The organism is Clostridium sp. (assembly GCF_036643715.1).
In the GTDB taxonomy this organism is placed as follows: Bacteria; Bacillota; Clostridia; order Clostridiales; family Clostridiaceae; genus Clostridium.
The window spans coordinates 24,633-40,969 of record NZ_JAVXRL010000016.1 but is presented as its reverse complement, the minus strand read 5'-3'; the positions used below and the strand labels follow the sequence as shown (position 1 = coordinate 40,969).

The 16,337-nt window shown below is 27.6% G+C and carries 19 protein-coding genes, 1 pseudogene and 1 riboswitch; of the genes and pseudogenes, 15 read left to right on the top strand and 5 right to left on the bottom strand.

The genetic code is table 11. The features are described 5' to 3' along the window. Positions 1 to 13: 13 nt before the first annotated feature. The 8 genes from RSF37_RS06550 to pepT all read left to right on the top strand — a co-directional run bounded on the left by RSF37_RS06550 (position 14) and on the right by pepT (position 6,906). Positions 14 to 505: a DUF4829 domain-containing protein gene (locus RSF37_RS06550; RefSeq protein ID WP_332563602.1), complete on the top strand. Its 492-nt coding sequence runs from the start codon at positions 14 to 16 to the stop codon at positions 503 to 505. A 136-nt stretch (positions 506 to 641) separates the two neighbouring features. After that, the gene (locus tag RSF37_RS06545; protein ID WP_332563601.1) at positions 642 to 1,202 is read left to right on the top strand and encodes a restriction endonuclease subunit S; all 561 of its coding nucleotides are present in this window, start codon (positions 642 to 644) and stop codon (positions 1,200 to 1,202) included. 15 nt (positions 1,203 to 1,217) lie between these two features. Then, positions 1,218 to 2,516, top strand: a complete 1,299-nt coding sequence (locus RSF37_RS06540) for an N-6 DNA methylase (RefSeq protein ID WP_332563600.1) — start codon at positions 1,218 to 1,220, stop codon at positions 2,514 to 2,516. Positions 2,517 to 2,538: 22 nt separating this feature from the next. After that, on the top strand, positions 2,539 to 3,243 hold the full coding sequence (locus RSF37_RS06535) for a hypothetical protein (RefSeq protein WP_332563599.1): 705 nt from the start codon (positions 2,539 to 2,541) through the stop codon (positions 3,241 to 3,243). A gap of 41 nt (positions 3,244 to 3,284) precedes the next feature. Beyond that, positions 3,285 to 3,968, top strand: coding sequence for a pseudouridine synthase (locus RSF37_RS06530; RefSeq protein ID WP_332563598.1), 684 nt, complete (start codon positions 3,285 to 3,287; stop codon positions 3,966 to 3,968). Between the two features lie 23 nt (positions 3,969 to 3,991). Then, a complete protein-coding gene (locus RSF37_RS06525; RefSeq protein WP_332563597.1) occupies positions 3,992 to 4,930 on the top strand; it encodes a TRM11 family SAM-dependent methyltransferase in 939 nt (312 codons plus the stop codon). Between the two features lie 21 nt (positions 4,931 to 4,951). Continuing rightward, on the top strand, positions 4,952 to 5,563 hold the full coding sequence (locus RSF37_RS06520; RefSeq protein ID WP_332563596.1) for a DNA-3-methyladenine glycosylase: 612 nt from the start codon (positions 4,952 to 4,954) through the stop codon (positions 5,561 to 5,563). 116 nt (positions 5,564 to 5,679) lie between these two features. Beyond that, positions 5,680 to 6,906 (top strand): peptidase T, encoded by a 1,227-nt coding sequence (gene pepT / locus RSF37_RS06515; protein WP_332563595.1) that lies wholly within the window; start codon positions 5,680 to 5,682, stop codon positions 6,904 to 6,906. Between the two features lie 66 nt (positions 6,907 to 6,972). Here the strand turns inward: pepT and RSF37_RS06510 are convergent, their stop codons facing one another. After that, on the bottom strand, positions 6,973 to 7,182 hold the full coding sequence (locus RSF37_RS06510; RefSeq protein WP_332563594.1) for a cold-shock protein: 210 nt from the start codon (positions 7,180 to 7,182) through the stop codon (positions 6,973 to 6,975). A gap of 294 nt (positions 7,183 to 7,476) precedes the next feature. On the opposite strand from RSF37_RS06510, the gene RSF37_RS06505 reads away from it, so the two are divergent. After that, positions 7,477 to 7,866: a hypothetical protein gene (locus RSF37_RS06505; protein ID WP_332563593.1), complete on the top strand. Its 390-nt coding sequence runs from the start codon at positions 7,477 to 7,479 to the stop codon at positions 7,864 to 7,866. Between the two features lie 76 nt (positions 7,867 to 7,942). On the opposite strand, the gene RSF37_RS06500 is transcribed toward RSF37_RS06505, so the two are convergent. Then, entirely contained in the window at positions 7,943 to 9,046 is a 1,104-nt protein-coding gene (locus RSF37_RS06500; RefSeq protein WP_332563592.1) for a DEAD/DEAH box helicase, read from the bottom strand. Between the two features lie 250 nt (positions 9,047 to 9,296). On the opposite strand from RSF37_RS06500, the gene RSF37_RS06495 reads away from it, so the two are divergent. After that, positions 9,297 to 9,695, top strand: coding sequence for a hypothetical protein (locus tag RSF37_RS06495; RefSeq protein ID WP_332563591.1), 399 nt, complete (start codon positions 9,297 to 9,299; stop codon positions 9,693 to 9,695). 63 nt (positions 9,696 to 9,758) lie between these two features. Here the strand turns inward: RSF37_RS06495 and RSF37_RS06490 are convergent, their stop codons facing one another. Next, positions 9,759 to 10,610 (bottom strand): patatin-like phospholipase family protein, encoded by an 852-nt coding sequence (locus tag RSF37_RS06490; protein WP_332563590.1) that lies wholly within the window; start codon positions 10,608 to 10,610, stop codon positions 9,759 to 9,761. A 125-nt stretch (positions 10,611 to 10,735) separates the two neighbouring features. Here RSF37_RS06490 and RSF37_RS06485 point away from each other — a divergent pair, with 125 nt between their 5' ends. After that, positions 10,736 to 11,431 (top strand): SanA/YdcF family protein, encoded by a 696-nt coding sequence (locus RSF37_RS06485; protein WP_332563589.1) that lies wholly within the window; start codon positions 10,736 to 10,738, stop codon positions 11,429 to 11,431. A gap of 46 nt (positions 11,432 to 11,477) precedes the next feature. Then, positions 11,478 to 11,579, top strand: a riboswitch (purine riboswitch). 124 nt (positions 11,580 to 11,703) lie between these two features. Further along, entirely contained in the window at positions 11,704 to 13,089 is a 1,386-nt protein-coding gene (locus RSF37_RS06480; protein WP_332563588.1) for a uracil-xanthine permease family protein, read from the top strand. Positions 13,090 to 13,113: 24 nt separating this feature from the next. Here the strand turns inward: RSF37_RS06480 and RSF37_RS06475 are convergent, their stop codons facing one another. Next, a complete protein-coding gene (locus RSF37_RS06475; RefSeq protein WP_332563587.1) occupies positions 13,114 to 13,554 on the bottom strand; it encodes an XRE family transcriptional regulator in 441 nt (146 codons plus the stop codon). A 102-nt stretch (positions 13,555 to 13,656) separates the two neighbouring features. On the opposite strand from RSF37_RS06475, the gene RSF37_RS06470 reads away from it, so the two are divergent. From RSF37_RS06470 to RSF37_RS06460, 3 genes are all read left to right on the top strand, one after another. Further along, a complete protein-coding gene (locus RSF37_RS06470; protein WP_332563586.1) occupies positions 13,657 to 14,871 on the top strand; it encodes a serine/threonine-protein kinase in 1,215 nt (404 codons plus the stop codon). Positions 14,872 to 14,974: 103 nt separating this feature from the next. Beyond that, positions 14,975 to 15,328, top strand: a complete 354-nt coding sequence (locus tag RSF37_RS06465; protein WP_332563585.1) for a hypothetical protein — start codon at positions 14,975 to 14,977, stop codon at positions 15,326 to 15,328. 111 nt (positions 15,329 to 15,439) lie between these two features. Continuing rightward, entirely contained in the window at positions 15,440 to 15,922 is a 483-nt protein-coding gene (locus RSF37_RS06460; protein WP_332563584.1) for a flavodoxin family protein, read from the top strand. A 72-nt stretch (positions 15,923 to 15,994) separates the two neighbouring features. On the opposite strand, the pseudogene RSF37_RS06455 reads toward RSF37_RS06460, so the two are convergent. Beyond that, positions 15,995 to 16,337 (bottom strand): annotated as a pseudogene (locus RSF37_RS06455) (hypothetical protein); the annotation flags it as partial.

The window sequence follows — 16,337 nt, the reverse complement described above, 5'->3', positions numbered from 1 at the left end:
AGGGGATTAAACAATGAAACAGTATTTTAAAGTAAGTAGGTTTATAATTTTAATTGTTATTTGTATAATATTTATTTTCTGTATAAATAAAATTGTAAGCAGTAAAGAAATAGATACAGGAACTAGTAACAAAAATCCCGAGATTGTTGTAGAAAACTATTTTAAATATCAAAATGATAAAGATAAAGAGAAGCTTTTAACAACATTAACTAAGTGGCATAATGGTCCTAATGTAGTATGGGGCTTTGAAAATTTAAAAAAAGTCAATCTCGAATCTATCATCGAAGAAACTGATAAGGCTGTAATTGAAGGATATATAACACACGGTAGAGGAATGGATAATGGAACAACTCTAGAAAATTTAAAAGTTTATAATGTTAAATACGATGTAAAGTATAAAGATGACAGCGAAGGACCTGAAAAGAGTGGAACATACGAAAAATGGTTTTATGTAATTAGAGAAAATAAAGATGCTCCATGGTTAATAGATGATTTTGGTTATTAAAAGTCACATGAAGATGTGGCTTTTTTTAGTTTGAATAAGTTTAAGCTAAAGCTAACTTTGCAAAAACTGTTGACAAAATTATCCTATTTATTATAAAATGATAAAAAGGTTAACGTTAACTTACGGAGGAGAATTTATGAAATTATCAGAGATTTGTAACTTAAAAGGTGGATTTCAAGGAAAAATAACCGATGGGGGGAATGTATATAAGTTAATTAAATTAAAGGATGTAAATAGTGATGGTGTAATAAATTATGATGAATTAGATTATTTTACACCTGAAAAAGAAATGAATGATAAATATGTATTAAAAAAAGGGGATGTAATATTAAAAGCAAAAAGTGGTGATAATATTGCTGCGATTATTGATGGCAATGAAGATAATATAGTTGCAACGTCCCATTATATTATACTTACTGTTAAGGATGTGTCTGTATTAAACCCTGAATATTTAGAAGTATACCTTAATTCTGAATATGCTAAGGAGTATTATATAAGAAACTCTGAAGGTACTTCTTTATCTATAATTAAGTTAAAAGCTATAGAAGATATGGAAATAAAACTTGTTGATTTAAAAAAGCAAAAGGAAATATCAAAAGTTTATAATTTAATGAAAGAAGAAAAAAAGATTGTAGAAAAGATTGTTAAAAATAGAGAAAGTCAGTTTAAACAATATTTAAGAGAAAGCTTAATGTAGGGAGAAGGTGAGAGTATGACGGATGTAGAAAAGTATGTAAACAATTATATGTGGGAGCTTATGGATTCATTTAGAGGGCTATTTAGTTTAGATGTCTCCCGTATGGTTACTTTGGAAATTGTATTTTTAAAGCTCGTAAAGAACAATGCAAAAAAAGATTTATTTAAAGTTTCTAAACATAATTTTTTTGATGAGTTAAAAGATTTTTTAGATGAAAGTAAGGAAGTACAAGAAGTTATTAATGATATATTTAGATTAAGAGATTTTGATGAAAATATAATGGCAAAAACGCTAGATTATATGACTAAGTTTAATGAGGATTATCCAAAGGAAGAAGAATTTAGAGCGGGAATTAACTTTTTATTTAAAAATTTAAAGTTAAATGTAAATACAACTGATAACTTAAATGTATTAATAAGAGAAATTTTAAAAGATGTTCCTTTTGAAAATATATATGATCCTACAGTGGGAACTGGAATGATGGTTACTGAAGTTTGTAAATACCATGAAAAAGCTAAAATATATGGACAAGATATAGATGAGAATTCAGTTAAAATATGTAAGATGCTTCTTATAATTGAAGGCCATTCAAGAGATAGTAAAAATATTTATCAAGGAAATACTATAATAAATCCAAAGCATTCTTCAAAGAATAAAGTAGAAAAGTTTGAGTGTATAGTAAGCAATCATCCTTTTTCTCAAAGGGAGTGGGGGTGTAGAGAAGTTTATGAGATGGATAAGTTTAATAGATTTTACAGAGGTACTCCAACTAAAACAAATGGAGACTATGCATATATAACACATATTGTAGAAAGTCTTAATGGTTATGGAACAGCTGTTTTACTTGAACCTTCAGGTGTTTTGTTTAGAGAAGGAATAGATGGTGAAATACGAAGGAATTTAATAGAAGAAAATTTAATTCATGCTGTTATAGCACTTCCAAATAATATGATGTATGGAACTGCCATTGCTGTTAATTTAATTATAATTAAAAAGAATAGAGAGAGAGAGGATATTCTTTTTATTGATGTTATAAATAATGTTAAATCATCAAAAAAAATAACTATATTAGAGAATGAAATTATAAAAAAAGTAGTAACTACATTGAATGAATTTAATGAAGAGACGGGATTTTCAAAAATTATAAATAAAAACGAAGTGCTAAGAAATTCAGGAAATTTAAGTGTAAGAAAATATGTTGAGATAGAAAAATGTATAGAGTATATAGATTTAGAAAGTATAAAACTTGAGATGAAAGAACTTAAAAATGAACTTTTTAAAGTGCAAAATGAGCTTGATAATTATTTAAAATAAAAGGTATAAGGGGTTTGAAAAAATGGGTAGAAGTGAATATAGAAAAAAAGAAAAAATATATAAAATAAACAATATAGCAATGGCAAGTGTGGCTGGATTAACAGTGATATTATTATTTGTATATTACTTAAGAAATAGTCAGTTAATCATAGAAAATTTTGTTCAATTAGTTACAATGATATGTGTAATTAAGCTAATGTTAATAGGATTGAAAAATAATATAAGATATCATATAGGAGATAAGTTAAAAGAAGTTGAGTCCATACTAGGTAAGGTTAGGTATAAAGGAAGTCCACAGAATATTGGGTATTATTCAGTTAAACTGCTTATCATTAACATTACAGTTCTTGCAGTACTAAGTATAGTGTTATTTATAGCTGGAATTTATGAAGGTTATAAATATGGGATAATAGAAATCATTTTAACCATAATTTTATGTGTAGTTACAATAATTGATTTTATAATAAGAAAATATAAATTTATAGACTACAGAAATACAATTTATGAAAACGGATTAATATCTTCTAATGGAAATATTTTTTTATTTAAAGATGCAGAAAGTATGGTAATTGAAGATACTATAATGGGTGGACCTAATTTAAAAATATTAGGAGATGAATATTTTAGTAAGAATCAAGTAATATCGACAGTATTTATAAATAATAAGGATTTTGATGAAGTTCAGGAAATGTTTGAAGGTATGTGCAAATATGATCTTGATGAATAGATTAAGATAATAATAGAGACAGAAAGGAATTTAATAATTATATGAGAATAAATAAGCTTTTTAGTAATTATGGAATATGTTCTAGAAAAGATGCTAATAGATTAATTGAAGAAGAAAGAGTTATTGTAAATGGTGAGTTATGTACTAAAGGGCAATGGGTAGAAGAAGAGGATATAATATTACTTGATAATGAACGGGTAAACCCTAAAGAAAAGATTTATATAGTTTTAAATAAACCAGTTGGAATAACATGTACAGCATCTAATGAAGTGAAAGATAATATAATTGAATTTATGAATTATAAAGAATATATATTCCCCGTTGGACGGTTAGATAAAGAATCAGAGGGATTAATACTAATGACAAATGATGGAGAACTTGCAAATAAAATTTTGGAATCAGAAAATGAACATGAAAAAGAGTATGTAGTTACTGTAAATAAGCCTTTTATAGATGATTTTATCATTAATATGTCAAAGGGTGTTGATATAGGCTATAAAGAAAAAACAAGACCATGTGTATTAAGTAAAGTAAGTGAAGATACATTTAATATAGTACTAACTCAAGGATTAAATAGACAAATAAGAAAAATGAGTGGAGCTTTCGGATATAAAGTTACAAAGCTTAAAAGAATAAGAATAATGAATATTAAATTAGAAGACTTAGGAGTTGGTAAGTTTAGATATCTTACAGATGAGGAAGTATGTAAATTAAGAGAAAGTTAATTTAAAGCTAGGAGAAAATATATATGATAAAAGAAAAAGGAAATGGATACTTCTATGTGCTTAATTATCCAGAATATGAGGAAGAATTATGTAAATTAGAAATGAGAAGACTATTTAAAGTAAATATTGAAAATAAATATTTAGTCTCAAAAGTAAAAATAAATCCAACAAGAAGTCCATTTATTAAAGAATGTATAGAAATAATGTATGATACAGAATCATTGGAAAAATTAATAAGTTGTATAAAGAATGACTTAACTGAATTTGATTCCTTTAAAGTTAACTTTATAAGACTTAAAAAGAATGAAGCTACATATAGTGAAAGACTTTCTGCAATGAAAGAAATAGGTGTTGCAATAAAAGGCACGGTAAACATTCATAACGCAAATACAATATTAGGTGTTATAAAAATAGAAGGAAGATGGATATTTGGAATATACAAAAAGAATGATTGCAAGTGGCACGAACATGATAACAAGCCATTTTCCTATTCGAATGCTTTAAGTGTTAGAGTAGCTAGAGCCCTCATTAATATAGCTGTAGGAGATAACTTAAATAAGAGAGTGCTTGACCCATGTTGTGGGGTTGGAACTGTTGTGATTGAAGGTTTATCTATGGGGATAGACATAGTAGGATATGAAATAAATCCTCAAATAGCTTGTAATGGGAAGGGAAATTTAAAAGCATTTGGGTATGAGAGTGGAATTATAAAAGGTGACATGAGAGAAATTAAAGATAAGTATGATGCTTGTATAGTTGATTTACCATATGGTTTATTTACGAAGACTACAAGGGAAGAACAAATTGGGATAATAAAAGCATCAAGAACTATTGCAAAGGAAGTAATTATAATTAGTTCAGAAGATATGGATGATTTTATAGTTAATGAAGGATTTAATATAATTGATAGAGGATATGTAACTAAAAATAATTTCAAAAGATTTATATCAGTATGCAAATAAGTTTATGAGAGAAGGTATCTTATGATTTTAAACAAAGAATATTTTCAAAAAGATTCATTGACATTAGCAAAAGATTTACTTGGTAAAATATTAATTAGAGAAATTGATGGTAAAGTAATTAAGTGTAAAATAGTTGAAACTGAAAGTTATATTGGAAGTATTGATAAAGCGTGTCATGCTTATAATAATAAGAGAACAAAAAGAACAGAGCCATTATTTCATGAAGGTGGAGTAGCATACATTTATCTTATTTACGGTATGTATAATTGTTTTAATGTTATATCAGGTAAAGAGGATGAAGCAGAGGGAGTTCTTATAAGAGCGGTAGAGCCTTTAAATGAATTAGATTACTTATCAAATGCAAGATTCAACAAGGATTATAGTGAACTTACTAATGTACAGAAGGTATCAATTGCGAATGGACCTGGAAAGCTGTGTATGGCTTTAAATATTGATAGGAATTTAAATTATAGCAAGCTATATAAAAAAGAAGAATTATATATTATTGATGGTGAAGAAGAGGAATTTGAAATAATTGAGACTAAGAGAATTGGAATTGATTATGCTATGGAAGCTAAAGATTTCTTATGGAGATTTTATATAAAAGGTAATAAATTTATATCAAAGAAGTAAATTAATAAAATATTATGATATATGTTAACAAAATAGTAACTAATAACTGTATGGTTATTAGTATATCAATTGTTGTATAATATAACCATATGATGGAAGACATAAGGAGTGATAATATGAAAAAAGTTCATGAAAGATTTTTAGAGTATGTAAAGGTTGATACTAAATCAGATGAGGAAACAAGAACAACACCAAGTACTAAAGGACAATTAGAACTTGGGAAAATTTTAGCAGATGAATTAAAACATATTGGATTAGAAGATGTTAGAATTGATGACTTTGGTTATGTTTATGCTACGTTAAAAGGAAATATAAATAGAGAAGTACCAAAAATTGGGTTCATAGCTCATATGGATACAGCACCAGATATGAGTGGTCATAATGTAAATCCACAAATAGTAGAAAATTATAATGGTAAAGTAATAATGCTAAATAAAGATCTAAATATTAAGTTAGATCCTAAAGAATTACCTGAACTTAAAAAATATATAGGAAAGACTTTAATAACAACAGATGGAACTACACTTTTAGGTGCAGATGATAAAGCTGGAATTTCTGAAATAATAACTGCAATGGAGTATTTAGTTAACAATCCAGAAATTAAACATGGTGATATAAAAATAGGATTTACTCCAGATGAAGAAATAGGAGAAGGAGCAGACCATTTTGATGTTAAAGGCTTTGATGCTGATTTAGCATATACTGTTGATGGTGGTTCATTAGGAGAACTTGAATATGAAAACTTTAATGCAGCAGGCGCTAAAGTTATAATTAATGGTAAAAATGTTCATCCAGGTAGTGCCAAAAATAAGATGATTAATTCAGCTGTAATAGCAAATGAATTTATAAATATGTTACCTTCAAATGAGGTACCAGAAAAGACTGAAGGTTATGAAGGCTTCTCTCATCTTATGAGTATAAATGGAACTGTAGAACATACTGAGATGTCATTTATTATAAGAGATTTCTTTAGTGATGAATTTACTAGAAGAAAAGAAGATTTCATTAATGCTCAAAATAAGCTTAACGAAGTTTATGGAGAAGGAACGGTAAGAGTTGAGATTAAAGATCAATATAAAAATATGAAAGAAATGATTGAGCCACATATGCATATAGTGGATACTGCAAAAAAAGCAATGGAAATGGCAAATATAGTTCCAGATATAGTACCAATTAGAGGTGGTACTGATGGTGCTAGACTATCATATATGGGATTATTAACTCCAAACATGTTTACTGGTGGAGAAAATTTCCATGGAAGACATGAATATATAGCAATAGAATCAATGGAAAAAGCAGTAGAAACAATAATTAATATTGTAAAGTTATACGGCGAGCAATAAAATATAAACAATAAAAGAGGAAGTGGTATAAAATATATCACTTCCTCTTTTTATGTAATGAAGATATTATGCTTTGTGAACGTTTGTAGCCATAGGGCCTTTTGGTCCTTTTTCAATATCAAAAGTTACATTTTCACCTTCATGAAGGTCTTTATTATGTCCTTCTTCTTTAACTTGAGAATGGTGAACGAATACATCGTTCCCATCATCGCAGGATATAAATCCAAACCCTTTTTCTTCATTAAACCATTTTACAATACCTGTTGTGCTTGCCATATAAATCTCTCCTTAAAATTAATCTCTAACATATTATTCTCTAAATTTCGAATTTAATACATATTAAATATTACTTAACATATTTACACCAAAAGGAGGATTTTTAATAAATTTAATAAAAAAATCAAATTGTTTTTATAAAATTTTTTATTTTTATTAATAATAAGTAGAGAAAGTATTTTTAAAATTTTAGCTTTTAGTGTATAATAAATAAGCAGTAAGGACAATTTTAGCAAATATCATAAGTATTATATAATATTATGATAGATTGCTTTAAAGAAGGGAGATATGATTATGGTGAACATAAGAACATTTAGTAAGAAAATCCAATGGGATGGTTTAAGCTTAGCTTGTGTCATGGAAAGATATTTAGATACAAATAACATAGCATTAGAGTTATATGATGAGTATGGGGAATTCTACAAATGTGTTACTTTAGATTATAAAGAGACATTACCAAAATCAAACAATGCAATAATAAACAACAAAAAGGAATGTGAAGGAATATTAAATGTCCTAACAGGAGCTAATGTTGTTAAGGTTGTTTCTAAAATTGATGTTAATCTTGTAATGAGAGATTTAGTTGTAGTAAACAGCAGAGAATTCAAAGATATCGATGAAGATTTATTTTTAGAATTTACTAAAAGTAACTATTCAGATTTAGAATCATTTATAAATCAATAGAATTATAATGATATTTTTTTAAAGAAGCTACATAATTAAGATTTAAATCTTGTAATTATGTAGCTTCTTTTTAATATTATAAAACTCTTTTTGGTATTTTATAATCTATAGTTTTTTCTATTTCATTTAACATACTTGAATTCTTTGGATCTATAAACAGGCAAGTATAACCAGCTTCGTTTGCTCTTCCAGTTCTTCCTATACGGTGAATATATCCTTCAACACTTTCAGGTATATCATAGTTATAAACATGAGTAACTCCAGTTACATCAATACCACGTGCTGCAACATCAGTAGCAATTAAGTATTGTATATCTGCATTTCTAAATGATTTCATTATTCTTTCACGTTTTGGTTGTGGAATATCACTGTGGATTTTCTTGCAGTTATAACCTTTTTGATAAAGTTCTTCTTCAAGCTTATCAACTCTTCTTTTAGTTCTACAGAATATTATAGCCATAAAAGCATTATCTTCATCTAAAGTTTTACATAATGAATCAAACTTCCATCTATCAGTTGTTTCTACAACTTCTTGTTTTATGTTTTCAAGAGTAACTTGTTCTTTTTTTATTGATACAACTACAGGATCTGTCATATATCTGTAAGCTAATTTTTTTACTTTTGAATCCATAGTAGCTGAAAAACATAAAGTTTGGTGCTTCTTTGGAGTTTCTTTCATTATAGCTTCAATTTCGTTTCTAAATCCCATAAATAACATTTGGTCAGCTTCATCAATAACTAAAGTCTTAAGTTTAGAAAGATTAACAGTTCCCTTATTTAAGTGATCTAAAAGTCTACCAGGTGTTGCAATTACAAGATGAACGCCACCTTTTAATTTCTTTAATTGTTTACTAATATCCTGACCACCATAAATTGATAAAATATTTATATTTTTACCTTCAGTAAGCTTTGTAGCTTCTTCTGTAATTTGTATAGCAAGTTCTCTTGTAGGAGATACTATAAGTCCTTGGATATTGTTATCTTTTTCTGATATATTATCAAACATTGGAAGAAGGAAAGCTAATGTTTTACCAGTACCAGTTTGTGCCTCTGCTATAACATCTTTTCCATTCTTTATAAATGGTATACTTTCAGATTGTATTGGAGTTGGGCTTTTAACTCCCATTTTATTTAAGACAGTAATCATACTATCATTTATTAAAAGTTCTTTAAAATTCATATAATCTTACCTTTCGTTTTTCAGTTTAGTTCCTTAATAATATCATATACTTTAGATTTATACTAATTAATAAGTAGTATAGCCTTTAAAAGTCATTGAATACTTACAAAATAGTAATACAATTTAATTATTTTGTAAACAAATTTTAGTTGTTTTTACATTACTAAACTTTAATATACATAGTATAATATAGTTAGATAAGGTACAAGCTAATATAAAAGAAGTGTATGAGAACTAAGGAGGAGAAAATATGAGCAACGATATAGTAAGATTAAGAGAAACATTAATGAATACATTACTATGGAATGATAATGAGGCAATATTAAAAAGACTAGAAAAAGAAGCATCAGAAATCGATGCTTTTGAAACAGATAACGGAGAAATGATTAACAGAAGACCAAATGAAAGTTTAGGTTTATATATTGATAGATTTACAGTTAAGCTTATGAGTAATTTTTCTAAAGAAAAATTTAATATGCTTAAAAGACTTTATGATGACTATAATAAACTTGGAGATAGCAATTTAGAAAAAGTTGAAGAAATTAGTAGAAAAAAAGGTTATAAGAAAAAGGTAGCACTTGGAGGTGCTGGTGTTGTAATTGGAGCAACCTTATTTAATTATTTTAGAAATAAAAATAAGAAGAAATGATAAAACATTTCTTCTTATGAGGTATAGAACAGATAAGGTTAAATAAATTATTTGAAAATTGTATTATATACAGTCTTTAAATAATTTTTTTATATCATCTAGATGTTCTATTCCTAAATTATAACCATTTTGATAAGCTTCTTTTAGTTTATTTACATCTCTCTCGAAACTGTCAATTGCTTGGGATTCAGTAGGTCTTAAAATTATGGCGCTTCCTGACTTTTCTAGCTCTTCGCAATATTTTACGGTTTCGTTGTAATGATTGTGACGGGTTAAAAAAGCATCCTTTAAATTAGAATATTTTCTTGAAAGTAGCTTAGAAGCTAAAATATTTCCTTTTCCTAATGTTTTTCTATAACTTTTAGGTCTTGTAAGTATTATTAAATGTTTATCATTACCATCAGCTATAGCTTTTTTAATAGGAATAGGATCGCAAAGACCTCCATCATAATAATATTTATCTTTAATTTTTATAGCAGGGAAAAATAATGGAATAGCACAGGTTGCTCTAAGCATCATAGATTTTTTATCTATAGTTTTTCCATCTAAATATTCAGTTTCCCCAGTTTCTGCATTAGTAACACCAACTAAAAGTTTACCATCATAATTACAAAGTGTGTCCATATCAAATGGGTTTAATTTATTTGGTATTTCATCAAAAACGAAATCTAATCCAAATAAACTTTTACATTTTAAGAAGTTTCTAAAGCTGATATAACGTTTATCATTTCTGTAATTTTCTATAATTTCTAGGTTTCTACCATGTTGTTTAGAAAAGTAAGAAAAGGCGTTACATATACCAGCTGAAACACCAACGCAATATGGAAAAATAATGTCGTTATCTAAGAGTGCATCTAATATACCAGCAGTAAATATTGGTCTAAAAGTGCCTCCTTCTAATATTAAACTAGGCATAAGTCCTCCTTTAAAAGAAAGTATATAAAAATTATACATTCAATAAATAAAAAATACAAATGAATAAAGGTGAAACAATTAATACATAAAAAAATATATTATAAAAATAGAAATTAGGAGGTTATATGAATAAAAAGGGGTTTAAAAAAGCGCTAATTGCTACAGTGAAATTAATAATTGTTACTATTGTAATAGGTGGGGGAGTAGTTGCATATTCTATTAGTTCTGTAAATAGCAAAGGGGGTTCTAAAATAGTTAAAATGGAAGAACTTCCAAAAGATGCAGATGCAATAATTGTACTTGGAGCTGGAATTGACGATAAAGGAGTACCAAGTGATATATTAATTGATAGGTTAGATACATCACTAGATGTTTATAATAGTAAAGCATGTAGTAAATTCTTATTAAGTGGAGACCATGGTAAAATAGGATATAACGAAGTTGGTGCAATGAAAGATTATATAATGGATAATTGCGAACTTAATGATAAAAATATATTTTTAGATCATGCTGGATTTTCAACATATGAAACAATTTATAGAGCTAAAGAAATCTTTGGAGTAAATAAGGCTATAATAGTTACAAATGAATACCATCTACCAAGAACATTATATATTGCAGAGAAATTAGGAATTGATGCTTATGGTATTTCATCTGATAAAAGAAATTATTTAAATATTAAAAGTTACAAAAAAAGAGAAGATTTAGCTAAGGTAAAAGATTTTATGTATACTAATATTATTAAACCTGAGCCAACTTTTCTTGGAGATAGTATTCCAATAAATAGTTCTGATGGAAGATTAACTGATGATGAAGTATAAAAATAAAAGATATTAGTTGCAATGTGTCGAAATTGTGATATAATCTCAATATATCATAAAAACTGCTCGTATATAGTCGGAAATAGGGTCCGAAAGTTTCTACCTGCTAGCCGTAAATTAGCAGACTACGAGGGAACGAAATTTTAATAACTAGTATTTTCTATTGTTAAAATATCCTCACCTCAAATTTTATTTGAGGTGTTTTTTATTTTATCCCTAAATATAGATGGATGAGAGCAGATGATAAATATATTTAAAGGGAATGATTAAGGATGGGAAAGAAAGAGCAAAATAATTCAAATTCAGAATTAATGTATGGTATTAACGATAAGCCAAGTATTGGAGCACAAATTTTATTAGGGTTCCAAAATATTTTTGCAGCTTTTGGTGGTATTATAGCAGTTCCACTTGTAATCTCAAGTGCACTTGGATTTGATGGTGCAACTTCAACAGCAGTTTTAAGTGCATCAATATTAACATCAGGTATAGCAACATTAATACAGTCAAAAGGTATGGGTCCTTTTGGAGCTAGAGTACCTTGTATAATGGGTACAGATTTCACATTTGTTGCACCAGCTATAGCAGTTGGAAGTGTGGCAGGTTTGCCAGGAATAATAGGAGCAACTATTTTAGGATCAATTTCAGAAGTAGTTTTAAGTTATTTTATAAAACCATTAATGAAATTATTTCCACCGTTAGTTACAGGAACAGTAGTATGTTTAATTGGACTTACACTTCTTCCTGTTTCAATGGACTGGGCAGCTGGTGGGGTTGGAAGTAGTAATTACGGTAGTTTAAAAAATGTATCAATTGCAATGTTAGTACTTATGATAACTTTACTTTTAAACAGATACGGAAAAGGAATGGTAAGTAGTGCGTCAGTTCTTATAGGAATGGCAGTTGGATACGTAATATGCATTCCTCTTGGAATGGTTGATTTCACTTTAGTTAAAGAATCAAGCTTCTTTGCATTACCTAATATATTTAAATACGGAGTTGAATTTGATATTAAATATGTTTTAACATTTATACCAGCATATTTTGTAACAACAATAGAAACTGTTGGATGTTTAGCATCAATTTGTGAAGTATCAAAAGTTGATGCAGACGATAAGATAATTGGACGAGGTGTACTAGCAGATGGGGCTGGTAGTATGATCGCTGGAGCTCTTGGAGCATTTCCAAATACAACATTTAGTCAAAACGTAGGACTTATACCATTAACTAAAAATGCAAGCAGATCAGTTGCTATAATGGCGGGTATTCTTTTAGTTGGACTTGGGTTCTTCCCAAAATTTGCAGCACTTATAAATATTATGCCACAACCAGTACTTGGTGGTGTTGGTATAGTTATGTTTGGAACAATAGCAGCTGCAGGTATCAAAACATTAAGTACAGTAAAGATAAATAATAGAAACTTACTAATAATTGCAACATCAATTGGATTAGGTCTTGGAGTAACATTTAGACCAGAATTCATAGGACAACTTCCAGAAGGATTAAAGATGATTTTCTCATCAGGTATTTCAACTGGAACAATAGTTGCACTTATATTGAATAAAATACTTAAAGAAGAAGAGATAACTTCAAGTAATATAGTAGAAGAAAAAGAAGAGAATGAAGATTTAGATGAGAATGTAGAAGTTAATATGGCATAATAAAGAGGAGGCAATGCCTCCTCTTTATTCATCTTCAAGAATATAACTTTCATTTAACTTATATAAAAATTCGTTTGTATCAATAACATTTAAATTCTTATTTATTGCAAAAATAATTGCACTATCTCTAGTATCTTTAGCATATAGTTTTCCAACCTTTGCAAGGGCAAGAGCCCTCTCTGTTTCATCTAAAGTTAGCTTGGCACTAATACATAGCTTGATTATTTTATCCCTATTTGGATTTTTATCGCCATTTAAAATTTGGTAACCATAAGTTCTACTAATATTAGCATCGTATATTAATGTACTTTTCTTAATTCCTTTTTCTGCACATTTATCTAAAATATAATTTGCAAAATCGCTATATTTTACGTTATCTATTTTATTTAAATAATCTTCAAGTTCTTTTATATTTTTTGTTCCTTTTAGAACATCTAATAACTCAGAAGTACTCTTCTCATTCACAAATAAATTCCCTCCTTAGTGAAAATGTTAAATTGTAGTATGTACAAGTTCTATGATATAATTTCCAGTAGATAAAATCAATATTTATAAGGGGAATATGGTATGGAAAGTTTAGTTATGGAATTTAAGATTTCTCAATATGAGGAACTAACTAAGTTAAATGAAAATGATAAAAGTAAAATATATTTAGTCAAAAATAAGAAAGATAATAAAATATATATAAAGAAGGTTTTAACTAATTATAATATAAAGATATATGAAATATTGAGAGGGATGGATCTTAAAAATATACCGAAAATATATGATATATTTGTAAATGATGATAATTTAATAATTATTGAAGAATATATAAATGGTAATACTCTTAAAGATATATTAGATACAAGTGGACTACTAAAAGAAGATGTTGTTATTGATTATATAATTTCATTATGTGATACATTAAATGAATTACATAAATTAAATCCTCCTATAATACATAGAGATATTAAACCATCGAATATTATTGTAAGTAATGATAATGTAGTTAAACTTATAGACTTTGATGTTTCTAGAGAATTTAAAGAAAATAGAAGCGAGGACACAGTAATCCAAGGAACTGAAGAGTATGCACCACCAGAACAGTTTGGATTTATCCAAACTGATGGGAGAAGTGATATATATTCTACAGGAATATTAATGAATGTACTTACAACTAAGGAGTATCCTAAAAATAAGATGAATGATGGATATCTTAAAAATATAATAAAGAAATGCACTCAATTTTCACCAAAGGATAGATACCAGTCAATATTAGATTTAAAGGAAGATCTTAGAGTGCTTAAATGCAAAGTTAACACTAATATGCCTTTAGATGAAATTAAGAGAAAAGAAGATAAAATTATTAATGTAGTGAAAAGAAATAATATAAATAAATTAAAGGAAATAACAAAGGATTTAATAATAAAAAAAGATTTAAAAGAAGAAGATAAAGTCAAAGAACAGATTACTATAAAAAGCTTTTATAAAGTAGTTCCGGGTTTTAGAACGAATAAAGTATGGAAAATAATTTTAGCATCATTAGTATACCTATTCTTACTTTTTGGATTGTTTTCAGGAACTGGAAGTGAAGGCGTTAAAATGCCATTTATAGAGAATCTGGCAATTGTTGTACTAAGTTTACTTTTGATATTTTTATATTCTAATTTTTTAGAGGTAAAAGAAAAATTTCCGCTGTTAAAAAGCAATAATAGATTAAAAAATTTACTTGGATATTTCTTATATACTATAATAATTATAATAATGTCTGGACTATTATTAGAATTATCTAAAATATAAAATTTTGTATGCTTATAGCAGACCATATTAAATAGAATAAATCCTATAATAACAACTATAGTAATAATAAATTAAAAAAAGTTATTTTAGGAGGTATTTTAATATGAAAAAAAGAAGTAAGGTGTTAATAGTATCAGCGGTACTTGGGGTATTATATTCTATATTTTTATTAGTTAATTTCGGTGGTGCAATAGGTGGCGCTTCATCAGATGCAGAGGCCATTGGAGGTGCACTTGCAACTGCTATAGTTACTCCACATATGATTTGTGTTGTGCTTGCAACTATATTCAATTTAATAGGCGCTATTCAAAATAAAGCTGGATTTGCATTAACAGCTGGAATATTATATTCAGTTGCTGGAGTATTATTCTTAATGTATATTCCTTTCGTAATTCCAATGATAGTATTAAGTTTTGTTGGATATGCTAAAGTTAAAAAAATAGTATTACAAGCATAAAATGAGTTTAAAACCTTCATTTAGATATGTAACTTATAATTGTTAATCTACTAATAAGGGGTATAATATAAAAGTAATTAACAATAATATATAAGTTAAGGGGGAATCTAAATGAAGGTTTCAATTTTATATCATTCAGAAAGTGGACATACAAAGGAAGTTGGAGAATACATAAAAGAAGGTTTAGAAAGTGTAAGTGGTATTGTAGTTAAGTCAATGTCGATTGAAGATGTTGATATTCACTTTTTAAATGAAAGTAAAGCTGTTATATTTGGAACACCAACATATCTTGCAAATACTACATGGAATATGAAGAAATGGTTAGATGAATCACATAGTGTGAATTTAGAAGGTAAAATAGGTGCTGTATATGCAACAGCTAACTTTATTTGGGGCGGAGCTGAAACTGCAATGCTAACATTATTGAATCACTTAATGGTAAAAGGAATGCTTCTTTATTCTGGAGGTGCAGCACTTGGAATGCCATATATTCATTTAGGATATGTTTCTGTAAATGGTGTTAATAATGAAGATAGGGAAACACCGAAGATATTTGGCGAAAGAATAGGAAAAAAAGTTAAACAATTATTTTAAAGAGTAGGAGTTTAAAATAATTGTTTACTAAAATAGGTCAGTATTCACATAAGTGAACACTGACCTATTTTTTTATTTCTTTATTATATATGGAATTGTAACAATTGCCACATGTTTTTCAGTAAGTAGTGATGTCCTCATAAGCAAAGTAAGTTGATTATGAAGGAAATTATCATGAATATGAGAAGAAATAAGCTGAGGAAATACAACAGTTATTTTATCATCTATCCAAACTTCACGACTCATCTTTTCTAAAAATTTAGTAAAAGTTGTACGAACCTCTCTATAAGGGGCTGGTAGAAAAGTAATTTTTTCATAAATTCCAAAGTCCTCTAAACTTTTAGAAAGTTTAATATCATAATCATCATTAGTAGATACATGAACTATTGTTATATCACTTCCAAGAGCTTTTGCG

Excerpts from the sequence above, each read along its gene's own strand:
- RSF37_RS06550 (WP_332563602.1), top strand. The coding sequence starts at position 14 with ATGAAACAGTATTTTAAAGTAAGTAGGTTTATAATTTTAATTGTTATT.
- RSF37_RS06545 (WP_332563601.1), top strand. The coding sequence starts at position 642 with ATGAAATTATCAGAGATTTGTAACTTAAAAGGTGGATTTCAAGGAAAA.
- RSF37_RS06540 (WP_332563600.1), top strand. The coding sequence starts at position 1,218 with ATGACGGATGTAGAAAAGTATGTAAACAATTATATGTGGGAGCTTATG.
- RSF37_RS06535 (WP_332563599.1), top strand. The coding sequence starts at position 2,539 with ATGGGTAGAAGTGAATATAGAAAAAAAGAAAAAATATATAAAATAAAC.
- RSF37_RS06530 (WP_332563598.1), top strand. The coding sequence starts at position 3,285 with ATGAGAATAAATAAGCTTTTTAGTAATTATGGAATATGTTCTAGAAAA.
- RSF37_RS06525 (WP_332563597.1), top strand. The coding sequence starts at position 3,992 with ATGATAAAAGAAAAAGGAAATGGATACTTCTATGTGCTTAATTATCCA.
- RSF37_RS06520 (WP_332563596.1), top strand. The coding sequence starts at position 4,952 with ATGATTTTAAACAAAGAATATTTTCAAAAAGATTCATTGACATTAGCA.
- pepT (WP_332563595.1), top strand. The coding sequence starts at position 5,680 with ATGAAAAAAGTTCATGAAAGATTTTTAGAGTATGTAAAGGTTGATACT.
- RSF37_RS06510 (WP_332563594.1), bottom strand. The coding sequence starts at position 7,182 with ATGGCAAGCACAACAGGTATTGTAAAATGGTTTAATGAAGAAAAAGGG.
- RSF37_RS06505 (WP_332563593.1), top strand. The coding sequence starts at position 7,477 with ATGGTGAACATAAGAACATTTAGTAAGAAAATCCAATGGGATGGTTTA.
- RSF37_RS06500 (WP_332563592.1), bottom strand. The coding sequence starts at position 9,046 with ATGAATTTTAAAGAACTTTTAATAAATGATAGTATGATTACTGTCTTA.
- RSF37_RS06495 (WP_332563591.1), top strand. The coding sequence starts at position 9,297 with ATGAGCAACGATATAGTAAGATTAAGAGAAACATTAATGAATACATTA.
- RSF37_RS06490 (WP_332563590.1), bottom strand. The coding sequence starts at position 10,610 with ATGCCTAGTTTAATATTAGAAGGAGGCACTTTTAGACCAATATTTACT.
- RSF37_RS06485 (WP_332563589.1), top strand. The coding sequence starts at position 10,736 with ATGAATAAAAAGGGGTTTAAAAAAGCGCTAATTGCTACAGTGAAATTA.
- RSF37_RS06480 (WP_332563588.1), top strand. The coding sequence starts at position 11,704 with ATGGGAAAGAAAGAGCAAAATAATTCAAATTCAGAATTAATGTATGGT.
- RSF37_RS06470 (WP_332563586.1), top strand. The coding sequence starts at position 13,657 with ATGGAAAGTTTAGTTATGGAATTTAAGATTTCTCAATATGAGGAACTA.
- RSF37_RS06465 (WP_332563585.1), top strand. The coding sequence starts at position 14,975 with ATGAAAAAAAGAAGTAAGGTGTTAATAGTATCAGCGGTACTTGGGGTA.
- RSF37_RS06460 (WP_332563584.1), top strand. The coding sequence starts at position 15,440 with ATGAAGGTTTCAATTTTATATCATTCAGAAAGTGGACATACAAAGGAA.